This is a genomic window from Roseobacter litoralis Och 149 (genome assembly GCF_000154785.2).
Taxonomy (GTDB): domain Bacteria; phylum Pseudomonadota; class Alphaproteobacteria; order Rhodobacterales; family Rhodobacteraceae; genus Roseobacter; species Roseobacter litoralis.
In genome coordinates this window covers 69363-93578 of sequence record NC_015741.1, presented here as the reverse complement: position 1 = coordinate 93578, position 24216 = coordinate 69363, and the positions used below count along the sequence as shown (strand labels likewise).

Here is a 24216-nt window from a genome sequence, read left to right as displayed (position 1 = left end):
AAAAGGGAATATACTCGGACAGCAAAACAGGCAAACCCTGTCCCACATGTCTATGAAACAGATAGAGCGGCAAACGATTCGGTGCGTGCTTTCAGAGTCAGCCGCCGCGTCTTTTAGAGTAGGGCACAAAATATGGGGGACACCTTCACCGGCATCTGCACCTATTGGGGGACAAAACAGTGCAATTGGGGGTCAGACAGGATGTCCCCCAATACCATTAATACCTAAATATCTTTTCTGAGTTTGATGAGAGAACCCCAAAACTGAACTGCGTGCTTGACAGAATCGGGCAAGCGGACGCAAATCAGGGAAGGGCTTGGAAAAACGTCTCAATAGCGCTATCCTGACCTGACAAGAGGCTGAACAATCAGTCCGGCGATGAGGCACCGCAGGAAACCCTGCGAAACGAACCAGAAGGGCAGATGATGCATTCCACAAAACCTGTGGGTCGCGGATCCTCTGCGCGAAAGTATGATCTTTTGACAGCGATGGGCGCCTTTGCGCTTTCCCGAGACAAGCATGATCAGCGACGCGTATTGAGGCTGATGACCCTCATCACAGCACGGTACAATTGGATACGCGATGAACTGGCCGTGGGGCAGCGGGAAATCGCCAACCTGTGGTCAGTAGACCAACGCACGGTCAAGCGTGAGATGGCCCTGCTGCGTGCGCGGGGCTGGTTGATCGTCAAGCGTCAGGGCGCACGGGGGCGTGTGAGCGAATATGCTTTGGGTATTGACCAGATCCTGTCCGACACAGAACCGCAGTGGTCCGCTGTGGGGCCTGATTTCGAGCTGCGCATGAGCAATACCGACACGCCCAAGGTTGTGCCCTTGCCGCAGAAGGGCGTGGTGCCGGAGCCCGACATTTCAACAGGGACGGAATGGGTACTGGCGCAAGCGCTGCTGCACGCCGAAGACCCGGCGACCTATGCCTCATGGATGGCGGCGTTAGACAGGATCGAAAGGGCAGGGGGGCGTGTCACATTGCGCGCGCCGTCCCGGTTTCATGCAGCCTATGTTCAGACTCATCTGGAAAAACGGGTGCTTGTCGCCTTGCGTGAAATCGACAGCACCGTATCCGAGGTACGGGTCGTGATCTGACGCACCGCGCCGTGGGTTACCCCCAGCGGATCAATCCAAGAATTGCAGAGCCGCCATAGAAAGCTTGCAACAGCAGGAAGGTCCAGCGTCGGTCGATGACAGCCCAGGCGGCAAACAGACTGGCGGAGATCAGCAGCAGGGAAAACCCGAGGATTTCATTACCGGTGTTCGAGGCGATCAGAACGGCATAGACCATCGCTGACACCGAGCCTGTGGTTTCGAAAAGGGAGGTGAGCTTGCGATTGTCCATCTGGTGGCCTGCGTTTTATCTGTCGAGCCAGCATTGTCGCTGAACGACTGCGGAACGCAACGTCTCTTTGACATGAAGGTTGGTTTTTAGAGCGTCTGACGAAATACCTGACACATCAAGTATCACGTAACGCGTTGAAATTTTTGATTTCAGGCAGCGTTATGTGGTTCAGGTTTTTCGCATGACGCTTTAGCCATACCCGCGCGCGCTAACGCAGGTGCATATTCAAAAAGTGGCGCGGGCTGTCGAAGTTATACAGGAAACGCTGCTCTGTGCTTGTCACGGCAAAGCAAAAACGCCGCCCCGATGTGGGACGGCGTTTTCTGACAGAGTGATCGAGCGAACGGGTATCAGCTAGAGCTACCGGTCACCGACGCAAGATAGGCTGCGATGTCTTCGCCACCACTTCTCAGCTTATATGCCATTTTGGATTTCGCTTTGGAATCATCCAGATACGTGCGCAGGAAGGCGCGTGGGTCCTGAACATATTCCGCGAAGTTTGCGGCATCCCAGACAAGCCCGGCTTCACCGGCGGCAACGAGGTCGTCACCGTATCTAAAGTCGGTAGTGCCCGCCTGACGACCCAAGACCCCATAGAGGTTCGGGCCTGTCCGACCGCCTTTGACGATTTCATCACCAGCATCGGAAACGATCTGGTGGCAAGACTTGCACTTGTTGAATGCTTTTTCACCTGCTTCGATGTCACCTTCGGCAAATACCGGTGCTGCCGAGAATGTCATTGCGAGTACTACTGCTAAAGTTCGTGTCATCGTTATCTCCTTGGTTGCTTGCCTTACATCTTAGGACTTAAACGCGAGAGTCAACACTCACAACCCTGCAATCTTATGCAACCGCGTGTGAAATGGCGCATTGTTTCCAAAGTTCCTTGAGCGCCAGCACCAGATGTTCGATATCCTCGATGCTGTGCAGCGGCCCCGGGGTAAAGCGCAACCGCTCCGTGCCTTTGGGCACGGTGGGATAGTTGATGGGCTGCACATAGATACCGTATTGCTGCATCAGGTAATCCGCGATCATGCGGCATTTGACGGGATCACCAATCATCACAGGGATGATGTGGCTGGGGTTTTCCAGATGGGGAATTCCCTCCATGTCCAGACGTTTACGAAGATAGGCGACGCGTTCTTGTTGCATCTTGCGTTCCTGATCCGATTGCTTGAGGTGCCGGATGGACGCTTGTGCCGCAGTCGCCACAGCCGGGGGCAGGGCGGTCGTAAAGATGAAGCCGGAGGCAAAGGAGCGGATGAAGTCGCACATCGCCTCTGAGCCGGTGATATAGCCGCCCACAACGCCGTAGGCCTTGCCCAGCGTGCCTTCAATGAGGGTGATGCGGTCCTGCAGGCCCTCACGCTCCGAGATGCCGCCACCACGCGCGCCATAAAGGCCGACGGCGTGGACTTCGTCGAGGTAGGTCATGGCACCGTGCTTTTCGGCCACTTCCACGATCTCTTTCATGGGACAGATGTCACCATCCATGGAATAGACCGATTCAAAGGCCACGATCTTGGGGCAATTGGCGGGCAGGGCGGAGAGCTTGCGGTCGAGGTCTTCGGGATCATTGTGTTTCCACAGCACCTTGTTGGCGCGGGAATGGCGGATGCCTTCGATCATGGAGGCGTGGTTCAGCTCATCCGAGAGGATCACCGCGTCGTGCAGACGGCTGCCCAGCGTGGACAATGCCGCCCAGTTGGAGACGTAGCCGGAGGTAAAGAGCAGCGCGTCTTCCTTTTGGTGCAGGTCCGCCAATTCGGCTTCAAGCAGTTTGTGCGCGTGGTTGGTCCCGGAGATATTCCGCGTACCACCCGCACCGGCGCCATAGCTGTCGATCGCATCTTTCATGGCGTTGATGACGGTCGGATTCTGGCCCATGCCGAGATAGTCATTGGAACACCAGACGGTCACCTGATCGGGGCTGTCTTCGTTATAGCATTTCGCCTGGGGGAATTGACCCGCCTGCCGTTCAAGTTCTGCGAAGATGCGATAATTTCCATCTTCTTTGAGTGTGTCCAGCTGCGCTTGGAACAGTGCATCAAAGTCCATGATGTCCCCCTTTTAGTGTCGTTGCTTTTGGTGTTGGTTGCTTTGGGGCAGGTAACATCCACCGCCAGAGCTTTTCGTCCGGGATCGGCAGAACCATCACCCAGTGTTCAAGAAGTGCGAGTGCGGTAATGACACTCAGCAGGGCAAAGCCGATGATCTGGCCTTGGGTCTCGGCCCCGTGCATCCGCTCCAGCCAGCAGGCGGTCGCGAAGGTCAGGGCAGAAACGGAGATCGGAAACAGCCAGTTGAGCGGTCTGATCCGGAAATAGGTCGCAAGATGCGCAAGCGCCGTCGGCAGGAAGTCCACGTTGATCCGAGGCACGCCCCAGAACAGGTTCAGTTTTGCCGAGATACGGGCGAAAAACAGTACCGCGAAGGTCCATGTGGCGAATTTATTGCCCGCCATCATGTTCCATTCGACGAGGAACATGCTGATCAATGTGAAAACCAGCAGCATTTCGTGATAGGCCAATGTGCCCCACGCGCGGATGAAGCGTTCCCATTCGGGCGTATTCGGGGGCAGGGGGTAGTTGTTGGGGCCGGTGATGACACCTGTCAGGAACGCCAGTTCGATCCAGCCCCAGATTGCCAGTGCGGAGAGGAACGCAAGCACTGCGCCCTGCGCGGACATGTCGCCAAGGGTGCTCAGGAAACCGTACACGCCGAGCGCCAGCATCGGCAGGCCCCAGAGCGTAGCGAGCCAGCCTGCGCTGCCGCCTTTGCGGTCCGCCACCTTGACCACCCACAGGATCGCGCCGGTGGAAAACCACCACACGAAAAGGGCTAGAAGGGCGGCGGACCAGATGCTCATTTCAGTAGGCGGGCCGCATGAGGGTCTCGGTCGGGACCTTGTGCTTTTTCGCCGGGATCGTGATCAGTGAGATGAACGCGCTGACCGCACGGGCCTGTGCGCCGATCTTGGCAAAAAATTTGCCATCCTTGGTCGCAACCGCCAGATCAGCGTTGGCTTTTTGCATTTTCTCAAGGCCGCGCTGCCAGCGGGGGTGCTCGATGTCCAGCGTGATCGGGTAGATCTGTTTGGTCAGCTCAGAGGTTTTGGTAAAGACCTCATGGGCGTACCAATCCGGGTCCACGCCAAGGGCTTTGTGAAAGGCCGGGCGCTGGTGATCGCGCACATACATCGTTGAATAAACCGCCGTGAGGAAGAACTTGATCCACAGCACGTTCTTGCCGCTGGTCAGTTTGGGGTCGGTTTTCATCAGCAGGGCAAAGGCTTCGCCGTGGCTGAATTCATCGTTGCACCATTCCTCGAACCACTTGAAAATCGGATGGAAGCGGTGCTCGGGATGCTTTTCCAGATGGCGGAAAATCGTGATGTAGCGCGCGTAGCCGATCTTTTCGGATAGATAGGTCGCGTAATAGATGAACTTGGGGCGGAAGTAGGTGTATTTCTTCTTCTGCGTCAGAAATCCGAGGTTCACGGCGACGCCTGCTTCGCGCAGGGCGTCATTGATGAAACCAGCGTGGCGGGCCTCATCCCGGGCCATCAGCTGGAACAGTTGCGTGATGTCCTTGTTGTTGCCGCGGCGTTTCATCTCTTTGTAAAGTACGCAGCCCGAGAATTCAGCCGTGCAGGAGCTGATCAGAAAATCGAGGAATTCCTTTTTCAGCGTCGGCTCCATATTTTCCCAGTCAACATGGTCCCAGTCTTCGTTCTTTTTGAAGTGGCCTTTGTTGGGGTCGGACACCATCTGCGCGATCAGCTTGTCCCAGTCTTCACGCACAGGCGTGACATCAATCGCGTCCAACTCATCAAAGTCGGTGGTATAGAAACGCGGCGTCAGCAGCGTGTTCTGCATCGCGACTTCGGTGGCGCTTTCGCTGTCCACGACGGATTGCGCTTCCTGCAGCTTCAGGCTTTCTTCGGCGTCGGTGATTTCGGACGTGTGTTTAGCGGGGGCGACGTCGCTTTTTTGCGGGTTCTGGATGTTCACAGCGTGACCTCCTCAGAGAATGAAAATTCGCAAAGCTCCATGACCTCGAAATCGCCCGTGAGCCGGGTCCAGAGGCGTTCGAGCTTGCTGGCGCGGATGATCGTGGCTTCGCGGTCTTCAGAGATCACTTCTCCGAAGGGGGCCATGATTTCGCCGCCATGTACCTGCACTTCGTCGCCGGGGTAGATCACTGCCCCGTTGTTGAATTTCACATGCGCGTGCAGGCTTTCGAATTTGTGGCTGATTTCAACCGTGCAGGGGGCACGTTCGAAGTCCTTTGTCAGTAGTCCCATGAGGTGGCTTCCTTTCTGGGTTAGGGTTTATCCAGCAACCTGGCGAAGGTGCGGGAGTTGGTGGCGCCAAAGCCCATAAGCTCGGCTGACCATCCGGTGACGGGGTCCGTGATCGAGAGGCGATTGCCTTCCCGTAACTGTAGTAGGACGGGGGCCGACATGTCGATCCCGCTTTTCCCGCGTTCGCGGGCGATGACGCGTTCTATGCCTGCGACAAACCCGCCTGTTTGCGGGGTGAAGTCGGCCAGCAGGGTCCCGTTTTCATCAAGGACGCGGGCGGCGCCTGAGGCGTCACCGGACAGAAAGATCGCGCGTTCCGTCAATAAGGCCCCAACGGGGGGCTGGCTGTCTGGGGCGCGGCCGGTGAGTGTCGCCACGGTGACGATGCCCAGAATGGTCAGGACCAGTCCGAACATGATGCGGACCATGATGCGCGGTACGAGGTCTTCTTGCTTGGCGTGGATGCGGGGTTGGGTTTGAGTTGTCATTGGCTCTACTCCGCTGCGACGGCCTGGGCCGCTTGGGGCCGGGCACGGGTGACAGTGGGGACAGAGACGCGCGCCTCTGCGGCCTCCGACAGCAGCCGCGCGACATGTTCGGCGTCGAGGATGCAGCGCAGGGCAGGCTGCGCTTCGCGGAAATGCCAGGGGCGCACATGCGGCCAGCAGGTCAGGTAGGACAGGCGGGTTTCGCCGATGGTTTCAAGCGCGATGGTCCCTGTTTTACCGGGGCGCAGATCCAGCATCGCATTGCCGACCTGTGTGTAGGGAATGTTCAGTGTCACATTCAGGGCTGCGCCGATGCGCATGGCAACGCGCGCATCGGTGATGGTGTAGACCGTGGCGCGCGCTTGGGCGACGGCCACGAGTGTCAGCATGCCACAGGTCACAAGGCCCAGTATCAAAAAGGGCACTGCCGCACCGATTGCCTGACCCAGTGGCAAAAGATCCAGTTGTGAGACGAACCGCCACACGGCCAGCAGGATGAAATACCCCGCAACCCATTTCACGTTCAGAGATTCCACTGCAAGACGCCACCAGTCGGGACGGCCTTGCCAGAGGATATTTTCGCCCTTCGGGGGCTCGGCGGGGAGCCCCTCAACGGGCTCTATTTCAAAATCGTCATGAGACATGGCGAGTATCTCCTTGGTTGTGGTTTCGACTTAATGAGCGCCCCAGCGGGGTCTTGGTCCCGCAGAGGTGCGCGTGGCGGAGGGATCGTCAGAGTTTGGGTTCCTGACGGTTGCCGGCATAGAGTTTGCCACCACCGTAGTAGCCCGCGATCTTGTCTTCCTCGAGCAGGGTGATCTGACGCGCAGAGGCAACTGTCGGCACATTGGCAAAGTGTTCGCCATAAAGGGCCGCTATGTTGACGCTGTTTGACTTGATATTGGCGAATGTCATTGGCACCAGACGCGTGCCTGACCCCCATTTGCCTTCCAGTTCGAACTCAAGAAAGCGCACGAGTTGTTCCGGTTCATCAATCCACATGTCCGTGATTTTGCCGACGATTTCCTTGTCGCCTGACATCACGGGCAGGCCGCGCGGGTCACGTCCGGCCGAGACGATAAAGCCTTCGGCAGCAGACATAGGCACGATTTTCGGATGCCCGTGACCGTCCAGTTCCGGCGCGTCGCGGCGCGGCGCCCATGAGGCAGGGCCGACTCCGTCGAGCATCGGATCGCCCGTGGGCTCCAGTGGGAAACCATTGCCGGGCCCTGTGCGTTTCAGAGCAATGTCTGCGCGTTCCGGTGTCTGCCCGCTTGGCACGGTGACATCACCGCGACCGTGGGGCAGTTTGAAGGTCTTGTCCGAGGGGATCGGCCACATGCTGGGGTTGGAAGAAGGGTTCCCCTCATCGTCTTCGAGCGGATAGCCTTCGCGCATGTTTTCACGCTGGATGTAGATGATCAGCCCAGCAAAGAAGATGTAGAATAACCAGAGAGACAAGCTCGCCAGATCAAATTCGCCAAAGAACGCTGCAGTCATTTCGTTTCCTCCTGAAACGGGGTCATGTTGGGAAATCGGCCAGGCCCATGGGGCGTGATCCGCTTTCTCTTGAGGTGTGGTAAACGCGCCGACGCACAAGCGGTCCAAGGATCACCAGAGTTACGAACAGAAGTACGATCTCCAGATGATATACGACTGAATAGCCGGTAGCTGGGGAAACCAGGCCCTCTCCCCAAGCTCCTGACATGGCGATGGAGCCTGTCCAGTCACGCAAGCTGCCACCAATGGCGATTGAGAGGCCGGCAGCGGTCGCTTGTGCTGCCCCCCATGCGCCCAAAGCCAGACCCCGACCCGCCGTGCCGGTTTCGGGCAGGGTCATACAGGCGGTCAAAGTTGCGACCGCAAACAGGCCGCCCCCAAAACCGATCATGCCCGCGCCGGAAAAGAACAGCGCAGGCGAATTCAGAGGGGCGGCAAAGATCACCATGCAGAACGCGCCAACCCCGGCCAGAATGCCGCCAGCCGCAAGCCGGAACGCGTCCGAGCCGTCGGCAAGCCGTTTGCCCGCCAAGGCAAAGCCGAGCAGCGCGCCCAGCGACCACATCGCCGTCAGCAAGGTGGTGGAGGACACCGAAAGGCCGAGAATTTCGCCGCCATAGGGTTCCAACAGCACATCCTGCATGTTGAACGCCATGGTGCCGACAAAGATGCACACAAGCAGTCGCCCGGCTTGTCCGCCCTTGATGAAATCTTCCCATGCGTCTTTGAACCTTGGGCGGGGCGCTTCGCGCTCTGTCCGGCTCATGGGTTGCAGGCTTTCCTGTTTCCACAGGGCGATCAGGTTCAGAACGGCGGTGATAACAGCAGTGGCCTGCACCACCTGAATGAGTTTCAGCGGGGTGAAATCCCGCAGCAAAAAGCCGATGATCAGCGACGAAATGCCCATGCCCACGAGGAACATCACGTAAAGCAGCGCCACGACACGCGGACGGGTTTCATCCGTCGCCCGATCCGAGGCCAGCGCCAGACCGGCGGTTTGCGTCATGTGCATGCCGAGACCGGTCATGACAAAGGCCAGTGCCGCGAGGATTTCTCCGGCAAAGGGGACGTCGATATAGACATCACCCCCAAGGACCAAGAGCGCCGAGGGCATGATGGCCAGCCCCCCGAACTGCCACAATGTGCCGAACCAGATGTAGGGCACCCGTTTCCAGCCGATGGCCGAACGGTGCGTGTCTGAGCGAAAGCCCAGAAGCGTGCGGAAAGGGGCAATCAGAACCGGCAGGGCGATCATGACCGCGACAACCATTGCAGGCACCGTCAATTCAACGATCATGACCCGGTTCAATGTGCCCAGAAGCATCACGGCGGCCATACCAACGGAAATCTGGAACAACGACAGGCGCAGCAATTGCGGCAAGGGCAATCCGTCACTCGCCGCATCGGCAAAGGGCATCGCTTTGAGCGACAGGCGTTTCAGACCGGCCACATTCATGCGCGCAGCTCCATCAGTTGAGAGATGTAAAACCCGGATGTGACGCGTTCGATGGGTTTGACCTGCCCCAACACGCCTTGCGTGCTGGCAGCCTGCGCCAGTTTGCCTGCGTCATGGGGGATCATCACCGGGCTGCGGTCAGACCGGGGAAAGAGTTTGCCCGCGTACCACATGGCCATCAGGGCCTTGGTGCGTGGTGCGACGGTAAACACGATCGACCCGCCGGTGCGTGTCTCAAGGGCCGCAAGGGCGCGCCCGATGTCGTTGGCATCGTAATAAATCAGGCTGTCCATCGCGATCACATGATCAAACTGGCCCAGCGTATGACAAAGCATGTCGCCAGAGGTGAAGGTGACCTGTTTGCGCAAAGCTTCGGGCAGGCGCGCCTCGGCGATCTGGACCAGCGAGGGGGAGATATCGGTGGCAAGCACCTCGGCACCTCGCGCGGCCAGCTCAATCGTCATCTGCCCGGCACCGCAGCCTGCATCGAGCACGCGGTGGCCCGTCAGATCGGCGGGCAGGCGGCTCAGCATCAGATCGCGCATCCGGTCCCGGCCCTGCCGGACTGTCTGGCGGATTTTCGAAACCGGCGCGTCAGAGGTCAGCCGCTCCCAAGTGCGGGTCGCGGTCTTGTCGAAATACGTCTCTACCCGGCCCAAAGTGGCGCTGTACCCCGGCCGCGAAGCATCGCGCCCGGCAGTTGGTGCACCATTGGAAAGGGTTACTTCGTCGCGCATCAATCAAACCCCAGAAGTTCAAAGATTTCCCGGTCGGGCAGGGGGGCAGGGGCCAGCGGCTCTGTCCCGTTCCACAGCGTTTCGGCCAGACGGATGTATTCCTTGCGGACCTGTACGATCTCTTCATCGTCGGGCATCTCAAAGAGCGTCTTTTTCTTAAGACGTGAGCGGCGGATCGCATCTAGGTCCGGCATATGGGCGATGCGGTTGAACCCAACCGTTTTGCAGTAGCGATCAACCTCATCCGTGTCTTTGGAGCGGTTCGCAACGCAGCCTGCGAGGCGCACTTTGTAGTTCTTTGACTTGGCCTGCACGGCAGCAATGATCCGGTTCATCGCATAGATGCTGTCGAAATCATTGGCCGTGACGATCAGCGCACGGTCCGCATGCTGCAAGGGGGCTGCAAAGCCGCCGCAGACCACATCGCCGAGCACGTCAAAGATCACGACGTCCGTGTCTTCCAGCATATGGTGCTGTTTCAATAGCTTAACGGTTTGCCCGACGACATACCCGCCGCAGCCGGTGCCCGCTGGGGGGCCGCCCGCCTCGACGCATTTCACGCCATTAAAGCCGTCAAAGACGAAATCTTCGGCGCGCAGTTCCTCGGGGTGGAAATCCACCTCTTTCAGGATGTCGATCACCGTGGGCACCAAGGTGCCGGTCAGCGTGAAGGTGCTGTCGTGTTTGGGGTCACAGCCGATCTGCAACACGCGTTTGCCCAGCATGGAAAATGCCGCTGACAGGTTCGAGGATGTGGTGGATTTGCCAATGCCACCCTTGCCGTAAACAGAAAAGACCTTGGCCCCTTCGATTTTGGCGGTGTCGTCCTGATGGACTTGTACGGATCCTTCGCCGTCCTGACCACGCAGGCTTGGCGGTGTTCTGTCCAGTGGGCTCATGTCATCGTCCTTTCAAAGGGGCGCGCTGCCCTGTTCATGTCGCGTGAAGGGGTCATTGTGCTGCGATCCCTTCGAGTTGATCCTCAAGCGCATCGGCTGCATCCTGTAAGGCGGCCAGCGTTTCTGCGTCGGGGCTCCAGTAATTACGGTCATGTGCTTCAAGCAGGCGGTTTGCCATGCGGCTTGATGCGGTCGGGTTGAGGTCAGCAAGACGCTGACGCATCTCTTCATCCAGCACGAAGGTTTCGGACAGGCGCTGATAGACCCACGGATCAACCTGACCTGTGGTGGCGGACCAGCCCATCGTGTTGGTGACCTGCGCTTCGATCTGGCGTACGCCTTCGGCGCCGTGTTTCAGCAGGCCCTCAAAGAATTTCGGGTTGAGGCTGCGGCTGCGGGTTTCCAGAGCGACCTGCTCTTTCAGGGTGCGGACCTTGCCGGCCCCGCGGGTCTGATCCCCGATGTAAACGGCGGCTTCGGACCCTTTGGCGCGTTTGACCGCCCGTGCGATCCCGCCCAGCGTGTCAAAATAATGATCGACCGTGGTCACGCCCAGCTCAACAGATTCGAGGTTCTGATAGGCCACATCGACCTCGGCCAGTTGGGACTGCAGCAGTGCGGCATTGGAGGACGCCTTGCCGTCTGTCCCATAAGCAAAGCTTTTGCGGGCCTGATAGGCATCGGCAAGTTCGTCTTCGTCGCCAAAGGCGGAACTGTCCACCAGCTGGTTGACGTTTGAGCCGTAAGCACCTTCGGCGTTCGAGAACACACGCAACGCGGCTTCAGTGATATCGCAGCCGGTTTTCTCAACGTAGGCCAGCGCATGTGCACGGACAAAATTCATCTCAATCGGCTCATCCGCCATCGCGCATTTCTGTGCGGCCTCAGCGAGCATGCGCGTTTGCAAGGGCAGGAGGTCGCGGAAAATACCTGACAGGGTCATGATCACGTCAATGCGTGGGCGTCCGAGGTCTTCCAAGGAAATCAGATCTGCACCAGCCAGCCGCCCAAAACTGTCAAAGCGGGGCACGCATCCCATCAGGGCCAAGGCCTGTGCAATCGGGCCACCGTCGGATTTGATGTTGTCGCTGCCCCAAAGCACCAGCGCCACAGTCCGCGGCACCGCATCATGTGTATCCAGCAGCAGTTGCGCTTGTTTTGCGCCATCCCGACAGGCAAACGCCGTCGGCATGCGGAAGGGGTCAAAGGCATGGATATTACGCCCGGTCGGCAGGATATCCGTTGAGCGGATCAGATCACCGCCCGGCACAGGTTCGATGTAATGTGCAGACAGGGCGCGGCAGATCGCGTCAAGTTCGGTTTCCTGTTGCAAAAGCGCATCCACCCGCGCGCGGGTTTCTTCATCTGCGTGATCCATGATGCTGAGGTATTCCGCGCGTGCCGCGTCGGAGAGCGGTTTGCCAATGATGTGCAGGCCATCCGGGATCAGCGCATCTTCGGTTTCGAGCAGTTTGAGCCAAAGCTGATCCGGGCTGATATTGCCCAAGTCCACGGCATCCGCTTGCTGGGCGATGAGGTCTTGCAACTCATCCCGCTCAGCCCCGTCTTTTTCCATCGCGCGCCAGCGGGTCAGGCTGTCCTTGAGGTCCAGAAGCCCTTTGTAGAGCCCGGAGGCCGCCAGAGGCGGCGTCAGATGGGTGATCGTGACCGCACCGGAACGACGTTTTGCCAAGGACGCTTCGGAGGGGTTGTTCGACGCATAAAGGTAGATGTTCGGCATCTCGCCAATCAGGCGGTCGGGCCAGTCGCGCGCCCCAAGGCCCGCCTGTTTGCCCGGCATGAATTCAAGCGCGCCATGCATGCCGAAATGCAGGATCGCGTCTGCTTTCAGTGTATTGCGCAGCCATAGATAAAACGTCGTGAAGGCATGGGTTGGCGCGAACCCTTTTTCAAACAGGAGCCGCATCGGGTCACCTTCGTATCCGAAGGCCGGTTGCACGCCGACAAAGACCTTGCCGAAATGGGCACCAAGGATAAACACACCGCGCCCGTCCGATTGAATGCGTCCGGGTGCTGGGCCCCAGACGGCTTCGATTTCGGCAAGTGGCGGCGTTGTTCTGACGATGGTGTCAGCGCTCACGTGGTCTGCGACATTGGCTTCCTGACCGTATTGCTTGGCGTTGCCCGCCAGCACCTTGTCGCGCAGCGCATCGACGGTTTCGGGAACCTCTACGTCGTATCCATCTGCTCTGAGGCGGTGTAACGTATTGAAAAGGCTTTCAAAAACGCTGAGGTAGGCAGCAGTGCCGACGGCCCCCGCGTTGGGTGGAAACCCGAACAGAACAATCCCAATGTTCTTTTCCGCGTTGGTTTTGCGCCGCAATGTGGTCATGCGGATGGTCTTTTCAACAAGGCTGTCGACCCGCTCCAGACAGGGGGCCATCGCCTTGTGATCTGACGTCATTTTACAGTCGTGATCGCAGCCGTGACACCCTGCTGTGCCGTGGCGACCGGCAAAAACGGTCGGGTTGGTCGCGCCATCAAGTTCGGGCAGCGCGATGAGCATGGTCGTCTCGATCGGTCCAAGCCCTTGCGTCGAGCAGGCCCATTGATCCAGCGTCTGGAATTCCAGCGGATGCGCGGCGAGGTAGGGGACATCAAGATCTTTCAGAACTTTGATGGCGGCGTCGTTGTCATTATAGGCAGGGCCACCGACCAGTGAAAACCCGGTCAGAGAGACCATCGCATCAATCTGCGGACCGTTTTGATCACGGAAATAGGCATCGATTGCGGGCCGACCATCAAGGCCCCCGGCAAAGGCGGCGCGCACCGCAATACCGCGCGCTTCGAAAGCGCGAATGACAGCATCATAATGCGCCGTGTCCGAGGAAAGCACATAGGACCGCATCATCAACAGCCCGACCGTTGCTGCTGCGCCGTTGGGTGTGGGCAGGTCGCTCAGATCTGTTGTAATCCGTGTCGGCAGGTCGGGATGATAGAGGCCCGCGTCAGGGTATTCGATTGGCGCAGGTGCGTCGGGCGCTTTGGCCCATCCGGTGTTTTTGGCGTAGCGGTTGAGCAAAAAGCGCATCATCGCTTCGACATTGTCGTCTGAGCCACCCAGCCAGTATTGCATGCTCATGAACCAGGCGCGCAGGTCCTGGCTTTTGCCCGGAATGAACTTCAGGATTTTTGGCAAACGGCGCAGCAGCGCCATCTTGTCCGCGCCTGTTGAGCTGGAGGGCTTGGACGAGCCGCGCAGCTTTTTCATCAGTTTCATCGCGCCCGACTTTGGCGCCATCATATCGAGCGACCCCATCTTGGTCAGCTTGACGATGGAGGCATCGGCAATCACGCCGATCATCGCATCACAATCGGGGCGACGGGCCTCAAGGCTGGGCAGAATGCGCGCACAATGCTCTTCGAGGAAAAGCAGGTTGGCAATGATGATATCGCCGTTTTCGATCGCTTCTTTCGCGGCTTCAAAGGTGCCGGGCGTTTCGCCCCATTCCGCCGCTGCGTGAATCGAAACATCAAGGCCGGGATAATCCGCAGAAAGGCGTTCCGCTGCGCGCATGGCGGGACCTGCTGCATGGCTGTCCAGCGTGATAACCACCACGCGATATCCGGGCATCTGCCCGTTTATGCTCATATCATCGCGCATAATGGGCCTTTGCTTCATAGAGCGTGTCTACGCTGATCTCACCGACACCACGCTCTGAGGCGAAAGTTTCGGTGTTGCGCCGCGCCTTGCCACGTACAAAGAACGGGATCTTTTTCAGCTCGCGTTCCGCGTCTGCAAGCCAGACGACCTCAATCGAGGTGCCAGCGATTTCCGGCTGTGGCGCGTCCTGTGGTGCGACTTCGCCTGCGGCTTGCGGTTTGGGCGAATGCCCGCCGTGATGGGAAGGGCCGGCGGCGTCGTTGAATTCGAAATCATCGCGGAACATGTGCAGCAGGTGTTCTTCAAGTCCCATGACCAGCGGATGGACCCAAGTGTCAAAGATGACATTTGCGCCCTCAACGCCCATCTGGGGTGAATAGCGTGCGGGGAAATCCTGAACATGTACGGGTGCTGAGATGACCGCGCAGGGAATGCCCAAGCGTTTGCCAATATGGCGTTCCATCTGGGTGCCGAGGATCATTTCAGGCTGAAGCGCTTCGATCCGGCTTTCGACTTCGAGGTAGTCATCGGTGATGAGGGCCTCGATACCATAGTCTTTCGCCACAGCACGCAGGGGTCGGGCCATTTCACGGTTATAGCAGCCAAGGCCGACGACCTCGAAACCCATCTCATCGCGTGCGATGCGCGCCGCAGCAATCACATGCGTGCCATCGCCAAAGAGAAACACGCGTTTGCCGGTCAGATACGTGCTGTCCACGGATTTGGAATACCACGGCAGGCGCAGGCGGCTGTCATCAAGATAGGGGTCCAAACCCGTGATTTCCGCAACCTCAGCAATGAAATCACGTGTCGCGCCGACACCAATAGGGACGGTTTTGGTAAAGGGTTGGCCCAGCTCGCGTTCCATCCAGCGCGCGGCGGTTTCCGCCGTTTCGGGATACATCAGAACATTGAAATGCGCGGCACCCATGCGGGTGATGTCGGTTGGTGTGGCACCCATCGGGGCCACGACATTGACGCTGATGCCCATATCGGACAACAGGCTTGTCAGCTCCGTGATGTCGTCACGATGCCGGAACCCAAGAGCGGTCGGGCCAATCAGGTTGCAGGTGATCTGTTTGGTGCGCGCCATTGGCTTGGCCAGTGTCCGCACGATCTGGAAAAATGTTTCATCCGCGCCAAAGTTCTCTTTGCGCTGGTAGCTGGGCAGTTCCAGAGGGATTACGGGGATCGGAATGCCCATGGTTTCGGACATCCCACCCGGATCATCCTGAATGAGTTCCGCCGTGCAGGAGGCCCCGACAATCAACGCCTCCGGTTTGAAACGGTCATAGGCGTCCTGCAGCGTTTGCTTGAACAGATCGGCCGTGTCAGAGCCAAGGTCACGCGCCTGAAAGGTCGTGTAAGTCACCGGCGGGCGGTGATCGCGTCGCTCGATCATCGTGAACAGCAGGTCCGCATAGGTATCGCCCTGCGGCGCATGCAACACGTAGTGCAGCCCTTTCATACCCGTGGCGACGCGCATCGCGCCAACATGGGGAGGGCCTTCATATGTCCAGACCGTCAGTTTCATTCGGCGGCCTCCACTTTAAGCAATCCGGCACGGCGCACCGGGCGCGAAAAGAGCCCGGCAAGATCGCCCGCCTGTTCGTAGAAATGCACAGGGGTGAACACGAGCTCGATGGCCCATTTGGTGGCCAGCCCTTCAGCTTCGAGAGGGTTGGCAAGACCAAGCCCACAGACCGTCAGATCAGGACGCGCCGCGCGGCAGCGATCAAGCTGCAAGTCAACGTCTTGCCCTTCGGAAATCACGGGGCCTTGTGCGAGCATTTCAAGGTCGGACCCGATGATGCCTTTGTGCACGAAAGGCGAGCCGACTTCGATCGCTTCCATGCCGCATTCGCGGGTTAAAAAGCGGGCCAGCGGAATTTCAAGCTGGCTGTCGGGAAAGAAGAAGATTGTCTTGCCGCGCAGTGCTTCAGAGGCTTGCGAAATGGCCTTGCGGGCACGGGCACGAGGGGCGGCTGTCACGCGCTCAAATGTGTCCGCATCGACGCCAAATTCATCGGCAATCACGCGCAGCCAAGCGGTGGTGCCTTCTTCGCCAAAGGGGAAGGGTGCGGGCAAGTGCCGTGCACCGCGCCGTTCAAGCGCGCCATGTGTATCGCCCAGGAAGGGTTGCGTGAGTGCAAAGACGGTGTTTTCGCCAATGCCAAGATCGGTATCGGCGCGCGGGGCTGGCAACACCTTGATCGGGCCAATGCCCATCTGTTCGAGCAGGGAAACGGCTTGTTCTTCGACCACGTCAGGCAAAGCACCCACGAGAAGCAGCTGGCGTGTATCCGTTTTCGGCAGGACCGGCACCATGGAGGCGAGGCAGGCGTCCTCGCCTTGCGTAAAGGTGGTTTCGATGCCGGAGCCGGAGAAGTTCAGAACCCGCACGGAGGGTGCGTATTTCTCTGTCATGCGCTCTGCGGCACGGGACAGGTCCAGTTTGATGACCTCAGAGGGGCAGGACCCGACGAGGAACAATTGTTTGATATCTGTGCGCCGGGCGAGCAGTTGGTCCACGACCTTGTCGAGTTCGGTCTGCGCATCGGCGAGACCCGCCAGATCGGTTTCTTCGAGGATTGCGGTGCCGAAACGCGGTTCGGCGAAAATCATCACGCCTGCGGCGGATTGCAAAAGATGCGCGCAGGTGCGGCTGCCGACAACAAGGAAAAACGCGTCCTGCATTTTGCGGTGCAACCAGATGATTCCGGTCAGCCCGCAAAAGACTTCACGCTGGCCGCGCTGCTTGAGAATCGGTTCGTTGCTGCAACCACCTTGCGTCGGGATGCGGGGAAGTTCTGTCATGCTGCCACCTCTGGCGTCGTGTTGGAAGTTTCGGCGGCCTGCAATCTTGCGGCACGGAGTTTCAGAATAAACTGGACCGCGTTGATCACGTAGGCGGCATAGGCCGTCAGAGCCAAAATCATCAGGTTGGTGGCCGTCATGGCATCACTGAAAAGAGCCCAGATATAGGCCGTGTGAAGCGCGATGACCGCAAAGGAAAACACGTCTTCCCAAAAGAAGGCGGGGGCGAAAAGATATTGACCGAAAACGATTTTTTCCCAGATCGCGCCCGTGACCATGATCAGGTAGAGCACCATTGTCTTGAGGACGATGGACCATGTGGCAAGCGCATAGCCCTCGCCGTTCCAAAGATACCGCAGCACCAGCGCCAAAGAGATCAAAAAGACCAGGAATTGGAACGGAGCAAGCACACCCTGAATCGTCGTCCAGACGGTTTCATCACGCCGGACGCGCTCTTCCGCTGAATAAAGGCCTGTTGGGGCCGATGTCCTGGACGTGTGTCCGTTCATTTTGGGAGTCGCCTTTCCTGCCATCTTTACCGAAACTAGCGGCTTTCGGCGAAAAGTGTCAACTAAAACTTACACCCTAGAAACGCATAGTTTACATTTATCTGTCAGGCCGAAATTGCCCTAAATTCAGCACAAGCCATAAAAACTTGAATTTTTATGCCCAGATTCTTGAGGATTGGCTGTTTTAAGCGGTAAAAACTGTCAATTTGATTTGACATTTTGCTGTCAAGGGTAGACCTTTTATATATATCGACTCTGCGGGGACCTCTGTGCTCGCGCGATTAAAGATGAAGGGTCGTTGGGAAAGAGCCATGTCGACGGATGATCAAGCAGACCCGCGTGGCGTTATGCGCAACCGACCCGACAATGTAGATGTTCTGGCATCTACGGTCATTTCTGTGCTGCGCGATCGCCAAGCTGTGTCCTGCGAAGGGTTGCGCCAGTTCGTGCTGGATCAAACTCTGTCCCGGGTTCTGAGTAAGAAACATTTCGCGCCCGACGTCATTCTTGCGGAGCTGCGTGGCTATCGCCTTTCGGTGGACGCGATAATTGATCTGTATGTCCCCGCGACGGCCCGCCTGCTTGGCGAGCAATGGGTGGATGACAAAATCAGTTTTGCAGATGTGACAATCGGAACGATGCGCCTGCAGGCACTGTTGGCAGATGCCTCGGGGGCCAGCCACGTAGATCACAAGGTGGGTGCAGTGCGGTTGAATGCGCTCGTTGTGATCCCTCAGAATGAACAGCATTTTCTGGGGGCCAGCGTTGTGGCTGCGCAATTGCGCCGCTTGGGCTGTGAAGTCGCCATGTCCTATGACGAAGATCACGGTGCCCTGACGGTGCGGCTGATCAACGACGTTCCCGATCTGATCCTGATCACATGTGGTCGGCGCGAAACCCTGACAAGTGTTGCCAATACAATACAGATCATCCGGAAAGCTGTCGGAAGCGATCCGATGCTTGCAGTCGGGGGGGCATGTCAGGTCAATAAAAAACGCGTGAAGGAACTAACGGGTGCTGATATCGTGACAAGCGTTGCCGAAGAAGCCGTGGCGCATTGCCTGAAACACGTCAACTCAACAAGCACGTCATGACAACCGGCGGAAATACATTCTGGTCCAGTGGCTCTGTTCCTTTGATTGAGCCCGAGTTTCTGAGCAGCATCATCGCGGCTGCGTCAGATATTGCATTGGTTGTTTCAGCCGAAGGTATCATTCTTTCCGTCGTCGTAAATTCGCACAGTGAGTCCTTTGGGAACCTTCGGCATTGGGAAGATCGTCCCGTTTCCGAATTTCTGACACGGGAATCGATTCCGAAATTCGAAAGAGCCCATGCGGCCTATCTTTTGGGAGAGGTCCCGAAAAAGCAGCTGGAATTGAACCATAGCGACAATGCCGTGTGGCAATACCCGGTGCGCTATACGTTCCATCGGTTCGGGCATGAAAACGCGGCACTGCTTTTGGGTCGGGATTTGCGCCCGATCGCCGAAACGCAGCAGCAGTTGGTTCAGGCGCAGATTGCGCTTGAACAGGGCTATGAGGCGCGGCGTGAATTTGATGCGCGCTACCGGGTTTTGCTGGCCAACACCAAACAGGCCGTGGTCTTTGTTTCTGTGCAGAGCGGGCGTGTTGAGGACGCAAACGAAGCTGCCGCCGCCCTGTTGGGTCTGAATGCAGATGCGTTGCGTTCCAGCAGTTTTGCACAGCATTTCATGGATCGCTCGAACGTTGAGCTGACCGAAAGCCTGATGAATGCAACGCTGGCCGAAGAAGAAGGTCAGGTGACATTGACCGCAACACGGACGCAAGCTTCCGTGATCGCGCATCCGGTTGTTTTCCGGGCTGGCGGGCAACGTATCCTGATGTGCCGTCTGGAGACAGCGGCGAGCAAGGCCGCAACGCCGGATGCCGCAGCAGACCATGCCTTGGCGATGTTCCGCGCTGGCAGTGACGCGATGCTGTTCATGGGCCCCAAAGGTGTCATCATCTCGGTGAACGAGAGTTTCCTTGACCTTGTTGGTGCCGCGCATCTGTCGGATGTCGTCGGTCGCAGCTTTGGTGATTTCCTCGGGCGCGGGCAGATTGATCTGGCGGTTCTGACAGAGCAGCCGCAGCGGTCGGGTCATATGCGCATCTATGCCACCAAACTGGTGAACGATCTGGGTACGCGTCTGGCGGTCGAGATCTCCGCCACGCATCTGGCGGATGCGGATGTGGCGGCCATTGGCTGCATGATCCGCGATGTCAGCCGGACGGAAACTGCACGGGGTGGCAGCAGCGGGCATATGTCGAACACGGCACCAGCAGAGCCTGCTCGTAACGTGATGGATCTTGTCGGCTCGGCAGCCCTCAAAGATATTGTAGCGGAGACAACCGATGTTGTCGAAAAGATGTGCATCGAAACCGCGGTCGAGTTGACCAACAACAACCGCGTCGCCGCGGCAGAGATGTTGGGCCTGTCGCGCCAAAGCCTCTATGTGAAACTGCGTAAGTACGGGCTGCTTAATAAAAACGGCTGATCTTACGCTATCCTGCCTCTTGCACCGACTCAAAGTGTAAGGCATAGTTTACACATGGCTGTAACTGAAAACATACATACCCGAAGATTCCCCGAGCCCGCAGCCGCGTTAAGGTTGATCAAACCGATCACATGGTTTCCGCCGATGTGGGCCTATCTTTGCGGTGTTGTCTCGTCCGGTGTGTCGCCCGTTGGAAACTGGACGCTGGTCTTATTGGGTGTCGTTCTGGCCGGTCCCATCGTCTGCGGGATGAGTCAGGCCGCCAATGATTGGTGCGACCGCCATGTGGATGCCATCAACGAACCCCACAGGCCGATCCCGTCGGGCCGCATCCCGGGCCGTTGGGGTCTGTGGATCGCACTGGCCATGTCGGTTTTGTCGCTTGGTGTTGGCTGGCAACTGGGCCCTTGGGGGTTCGGTGCGACAGTCATTGGTGTGCTGGCTGCATGGGCTTATTCGGCGGAACCGGTCCGTCTCAAGCGGTCCGGCTGGTGGGGTCCGGGGCTGGTCGGCCTGAGTTATGAGACACTGCCATGGTTTACAGGCGCTGCCGTGTTGAGTGCGGGCGCACCGAGCCTCCCCGTCATCGTGATTGCCGTCCTTTATGGTATCGGCGCGCATGGCATTATGACATTGAATGACTTCAAGGCGCTGGAAGGCGACAGGCAGATGGGTGTCAATTCCCTGCCCGTCACCTTGGGTCCGCACCGCGCAGCGCAGGTTGCCTGCGCCGTCATGTCCGCGCCCCAGGTTGTCGTTGTCTTCCTGCTGTTTTCGTGGGGCAAGCCGCTGCACGCTGCCGGTGTCTGCGCCGTGCTGTTTGTGCAGTTCTGGGCCATGACAATCATGTTCAAAGATCCAAAGGCCAAGGCGCCATGGTATAACGGTACCGGCGTGTTGCTCTATATCAGCGGCATGATGATTGCAGCCTTTGCGCTAAGGGGGCTCGCCTGATGCTCAGTTGGTTTGGGATTATGCGGCTGGGCCTCGTGCAGATGTCGCTGGGCGCGATTGTGGTGTTGACCACGGCGACCATGAACCGGGTCATGGTGGTTGAATTGGCGATGCCTGCGATCCTGCCGGGGCTATTGGTTTCTCTCTATTATGGCACACAGTTTTTGCGTCCGCGCTTTGGCCACAGTGCGGATCAGGGCGGTCAACGCACGCCCTGGATCATCGGTGGTGTGGCTTTGCTGGCCGCAGGCGCGATTGGTGCTGCGCTTTCCGTCGGGTTGATGGAAAAGGCCGCATGGGTCGGTATTGCCACCGCTATTCCATCGTTCCTACTGATCGGCCTTGGCATCGGGGCCGCGGGTACGAACCTGCTGGCGCTCTTGTCCACGCGTGTGAGTGCCGAGCGGCAGGCACCGGCAGGCAGCCTTGTCTGGATCATGATGATCTTCGGGCTTGCGGTGACCGGGATCACTGCGGGGCAACTTCTTGATCCCTATTCTCATGGACGCCTTGTTGCGGTGACGCTGGGTGTGTCGGCTGTCGCCCTGACGCTGACCTGCCTTGGCATATGGGGTCAGGAGCGCGGCGAAAAGCGCGTCGTTGAAAAGCGGAACGAAGATTTCCGCGCCATTCTGCGCGAGCTTTGGGTTGACCCGCGGGTGCGTATTTTCACGATCTTCGTCTTTGCCTCGATGCTGGCTTATAATCTGCAGGATCTGATCCTCGAACCCTTCGCGGGCCATGTCTTTGGCCTGACGGTTGGGGAAAGCACCAAACTGGGGGGCATGCACCACGGTGGTGCCCTGATGGGTATGATCGCGGTTTTGCTGGGCGGTACCGTCCTGTCACGTTGGTTTATTGTGCCCACCCGTGTGTGGGTCGTCGGCGGATGCCTGTTGTCAGGCGTCTCGCTGGTCGGGCTGGCCTATGGGGGTCTGCACGCGGCAACCTGGCCGATTGGGTTGAACATCTTTGTGCTGGGTCTGGCGAATGGCTCGTTTGCTGTTGCCGCAATCGGCGCGATGATGGGGCTTGCCCGCGAGGGCGGTGACGGGCGCGAAGGCTTGCGGATGGGGCTTTTTGGGGCCGCGCAGGCAATCGCCTTTGGCCTTGGTTCCTTTGCAGGGACGGCGATGGTTGATGTGATGCGCTGGATTACGCCTCAGGATGCGATCGCCTACGGCAGTGTCTTTGCCATTGAAGGACTTGTTTTCTTGGTCGCAGCGGTGCTCGCCCTGCGGCTGACTTCACCTAATGCGGACGCAAGCGCGCGCACCGCCATGATGCCGGGAGAATAAACGGATGTATGATGTTGTTGTGATAGGCGGGGGTCCGTCAGGGGCGACTGCCGCGCTTGACCTGGTTCAATCCGGACATAAGGTTGCGCTTTTGGACCGCGAAGGGCGGATCAAACCCTGTGGTGGCGCGATCCCACCGCGACTGATGCAGGATTTCCATATCGGTGATGATCAGCTGCTGGCCAAGGTGAACACCGCGCGAATGATTTCGCCCACGGGGCGCAAAGTGGATATCCCGATTGAAAACGGCTTTGTCGGGATGGTGGATCGCAAGGATTTTGACCCGTTCCTGCGCAAACGCGCGGCGGATGCGGGGGCTGAATACTTCACCGGCACCTTCGTGCGGATCGAACGGCCCGAGGGCACGCCGGTCGTGATCTACCGCGACAAGGCCACGCAGGAAGAACGCGCACTGCCCTGCAAGCTGGTCATCGGTGCGGATGGCGCAAAATCACGCGTCGGGCTGGCCGAGGTCAAGGATGCGGACAAGGTGCCGCTGGTGTTTGCCTATCACGAGATTATCAAAGCGCCGCCAAAATCCGCGATCTATGACCCTGAACGCTGCGACGTGATTTATGACGGCGCGATTTCGCCGGATTTCTATGGCTGGGTTTTCCCCCATGGCAACAGCGCAAGTGTCGGCATGGGCACGGAACTCTCATCCGTGAACCTCAAAGAGGCTACCGCTGCATTGCGTAAATCGGCGGGGCTGACCGACTGCGAAACGATCCGCAAAGAGGGGGCCCCGATCCCCCTGCGTCCGCTTGACCGCTGGGACAATGGCAAGGACGTGCTGTTGGCCGGGGACGCCGCCGGCGTCGTGGCCCCCAGTTCCGGCGAAGGCATCTATTATGCGATGGTTGGGGGACGCGTGGCCGCAACCGCTTGCGCCGCCACGCTGGCATCCGATCGTGTCAAAGATTTGCGGCTGGCGCGCCAGTTGTTCATGAAAGAACACAAGATGGTCTTTCGGGTGCTTGGTTCCATGCAGAACGCATATTACCGCAGCGACGAACGCCGCGAGCGTTTCGTGTCGCTGTGCCATGATGTGGATGTCCAGCGCCTCACGTTCGAAGCCTATATGAACAAGAAACTGGTGCGTGCGCGGCCCATGGCCCACCTGAAGATCGGTATCAAAAACCTTGCACACCTGACAGGGCTTGTGGCAACGACACGCGTATGACGATCATGATCCCGGCCTGGGTAAATGGCACACTGACACCTGTTGAAAAGCTGGAGGCCCATGTAAAAGGGCTTCGGCACAAGGCTGTGTCGGTTTTTGTCGTCAAAGGGGACGCGGTGTTGATGCAACAGCGGGCGTTGTGCAAATACCATACACCGGGTCTGTGGACGAACACATGTTGCACGCATCCTGAATGGGATGAGGCCCCCGAAGTCTGTGCTGTGCGCCGTCTGGATGAAGAGCTTGGCGTACGCGGGTTGAACCCGCAGCACCGTCATCATCTCGAGTATCGCGCGGATGTAGGCGGCGGGTTGATTGAGCACGAAGTCGTGGATGTCTATGTCGCTGACGCTGATGAAACCCTCGCCGTGTTGCCGAACCCGGATGAGGTTATGGCGGTCGAATGGGTGCGTTTTGATGATCTGGTGGAGCAAGTTGCGCAACACCCCGACAGATATACGCCATGGCTGCGTATCTACCTGAGGGATCACGCGGCGACGATTTTCGGGGAACTCGCCCTGCTGTAACCAGCAGCGATAAGCGCGTCTTTTTGATCAGATCTGTTCGACGGCG

General features: G+C 58.4%; 23 protein-coding genes. 7 read left to right on the top strand and 16 right to left on the bottom strand.

Annotated features, from left to right (window positions below; all coding sequences use genetic code 11):
* The first annotated feature begins 425 nt into the window (after positions 1-425).
* On the top strand, positions 426-1103 hold the full coding sequence (locus RLO149_RS22065; protein ID WP_013984640.1) for a hypothetical protein: 678 nt from the start codon (positions 426-428) through the stop codon (positions 1101-1103).
* A gap of 16 nt (positions 1104-1119) precedes the next feature.
* Here the strand turns inward: RLO149_RS22065 and RLO149_RS22060 are convergent, their stop codons facing one another.
* The 16 genes from RLO149_RS22060 to bchF all read right to left on the bottom strand — a co-directional run bounded on the left by RLO149_RS22060 (position 1120) and on the right by bchF (position 17690).
* On the bottom strand, positions 1120-1353 hold the full coding sequence (locus tag RLO149_RS22060) for a hypothetical protein (protein WP_013984639.1): 234 nt from the start codon (positions 1351-1353) through the stop codon (positions 1120-1122).
* Positions 1354-1703: 350 nt separating this feature from the next.
* Entirely contained in the window at positions 1704-2123 is a 420-nt protein-coding gene (locus RLO149_RS22055) for a c-type cytochrome (protein ID WP_013984638.1), read from the bottom strand.
* A gap of 73 nt (positions 2124-2196) precedes the next feature.
* On the bottom strand, positions 2197-3411 hold the full coding sequence (hemA, locus tag RLO149_RS22050; RefSeq protein ID WP_013984637.1) for a 5-aminolevulinate synthase: 1215 nt from the start codon (positions 3409-3411) through the stop codon (positions 2197-2199).
* Positions 3401-4222, bottom strand: a complete 822-nt coding sequence (puhE, locus tag RLO149_RS22045; RefSeq protein ID WP_013984636.1) for a putative photosynthetic complex assembly protein PuhE — start codon at positions 4220-4222, stop codon at positions 3401-3403. The genes hemA and puhE overlap by 11 nt, the downstream gene beginning before the upstream one ends.
* Position 4223: 1 nt before the next feature.
* Positions 4224-5366 carry a magnesium-protoporphyrin IX monomethyl ester (oxidative) cyclase gene (gene acsF / locus RLO149_RS22040; protein ID WP_013984635.1) on the bottom strand — a complete coding sequence of 381 codons (1143 nt, stop codon included), beginning with the start codon at positions 5364-5366 and terminating at the stop codon, positions 4224-4226.
* Entirely contained in the window at positions 5363-5659 is a 297-nt protein-coding gene (locus RLO149_RS22035; protein WP_013984634.1) for a hypothetical protein, read from the bottom strand. Before RLO149_RS22035 ends, acsF begins: the two co-directional genes overlap by 4 nt.
* 20 nt (positions 5660-5679) lie before the next feature.
* Positions 5680-6147 (bottom strand): photosynthetic complex assembly protein PuhC, encoded by a 468-nt coding sequence (gene puhC / locus RLO149_RS22030; protein WP_013984633.1) that lies wholly within the window; start codon positions 6145-6147, stop codon positions 5680-5682.
* Positions 6148-6152: 5 nt separating this feature from the next.
* Positions 6153-6791: a photosynthetic complex putative assembly protein PuhB gene (puhB, locus tag RLO149_RS22025; RefSeq protein WP_013984632.1), complete on the bottom strand. Its 639-nt coding sequence runs from the start codon at positions 6789-6791 to the stop codon at positions 6153-6155.
* 88 nt (positions 6792-6879) lie between these two features.
* Positions 6880-7647, bottom strand: a complete 768-nt coding sequence (gene puhA, locus RLO149_RS22020; RefSeq protein ID WP_013984631.1) for a photosynthetic reaction center subunit H — start codon at positions 7645-7647, stop codon at positions 6880-6882.
* A gap of 22 nt (positions 7648-7669) precedes the next feature.
* Positions 7670-9103 (bottom strand): PucC family protein, encoded by a 1434-nt coding sequence (locus tag RLO149_RS22015; RefSeq protein ID WP_013984630.1) that lies wholly within the window; start codon positions 9101-9103, stop codon positions 7670-7672.
* Positions 9100-9840 (bottom strand): magnesium protoporphyrin IX methyltransferase, encoded by a 741-nt coding sequence (bchM, locus tag RLO149_RS22010; protein ID WP_013984629.1) that lies wholly within the window; start codon positions 9838-9840, stop codon positions 9100-9102. Before bchM ends, RLO149_RS22015 begins: the two co-directional genes overlap by 4 nt.
* A complete protein-coding gene (gene bchL / locus RLO149_RS22005; RefSeq protein ID WP_013984628.1) occupies positions 9840-10739 on the bottom strand; it encodes a ferredoxin:protochlorophyllide reductase (ATP-dependent) iron-sulfur ATP-binding protein in 900 nt (299 codons plus the stop codon). Before bchL ends, bchM begins: the two co-directional genes overlap by 1 nt.
* Positions 10740-10791: 52 nt before the next feature.
* Positions 10792-14364, bottom strand: a complete 3573-nt coding sequence (locus RLO149_RS22000) for a magnesium chelatase subunit H (protein ID WP_013984627.1) — start codon at positions 14362-14364, stop codon at positions 10792-10794.
* Complete coding sequence (bchB, locus tag RLO149_RS21995) at positions 14354-15898, bottom strand: ferredoxin:protochlorophyllide reductase (ATP-dependent) subunit B (RefSeq protein WP_013984626.1); 1545 nt, start codon at positions 15896-15898, stop codon at positions 14354-14356. The genes RLO149_RS22000 and bchB overlap by 11 nt, the downstream gene beginning before the upstream one ends.
* Complete coding sequence (locus RLO149_RS21990; RefSeq protein ID WP_013984625.1) at positions 15895-17181, bottom strand: ferredoxin:protochlorophyllide reductase (ATP-dependent) subunit N; 1287 nt, start codon at positions 17179-17181, stop codon at positions 15895-15897. Before RLO149_RS21990 ends, bchB begins: the two co-directional genes overlap by 4 nt.
* On the bottom strand, positions 17178-17690 hold the full coding sequence (bchF, locus tag RLO149_RS21985; protein WP_013984624.1) for a 2-vinyl bacteriochlorophyllide hydratase: 513 nt from the start codon (positions 17688-17690) through the stop codon (positions 17178-17180). Before bchF ends, RLO149_RS21990 begins: the two co-directional genes overlap by 4 nt.
* A gap of 311 nt (positions 17691-18001) precedes the next feature.
* On the opposite strand from bchF, the gene RLO149_RS21980 reads away from it, so the two are divergent.
* From RLO149_RS21980 to idi, 6 genes are read left to right on the top strand one after another with little or no spacing between them, the layout of a single operon-like run.
* Complete coding sequence (locus tag RLO149_RS21980) at positions 18002-18784, top strand: cobalamin-dependent protein (RefSeq protein WP_013984623.1); 783 nt, start codon at positions 18002-18004, stop codon at positions 18782-18784.
* Positions 18781-20208, top strand: coding sequence for a transcriptional regulator PpsR (ppsR, locus tag RLO149_RS21975; RefSeq protein WP_013984622.1), 1428 nt, complete (start codon positions 18781-18783; stop codon positions 20206-20208). The genes RLO149_RS21980 and ppsR overlap by 4 nt, the downstream gene beginning before the upstream one ends.
* Before the next feature lie 54 nt (positions 20209-20262).
* Complete coding sequence (gene chlG / locus RLO149_RS21970; protein WP_013984621.1) at positions 20263-21162, top strand: chlorophyll synthase ChlG; 900 nt, start codon at positions 20263-20265, stop codon at positions 21160-21162.
* A complete protein-coding gene (locus tag RLO149_RS21965; RefSeq protein WP_013984620.1) occupies positions 21162-22460 on the top strand; it encodes a BCD family MFS transporter in 1299 nt (432 codons plus the stop codon). The genes chlG and RLO149_RS21965 overlap by 1 nt, the downstream gene beginning before the upstream one ends.
* A 4-nt stretch (positions 22461-22464) precedes the next feature.
* Positions 22465-23643: a geranylgeranyl diphosphate reductase gene (locus RLO149_RS21960; protein ID WP_013984619.1), complete on the top strand. Its 1179-nt coding sequence runs from the start codon at positions 22465-22467 to the stop codon at positions 23641-23643.
* A complete protein-coding gene (idi, locus tag RLO149_RS21955; protein ID WP_013984618.1) occupies positions 23640-24170 on the top strand; it encodes an isopentenyl-diphosphate Delta-isomerase in 531 nt (176 codons plus the stop codon). Before RLO149_RS21960 ends, idi begins: the two co-directional genes overlap by 4 nt.
* Positions 24171-24216: the final 46 nt, after the last annotated feature.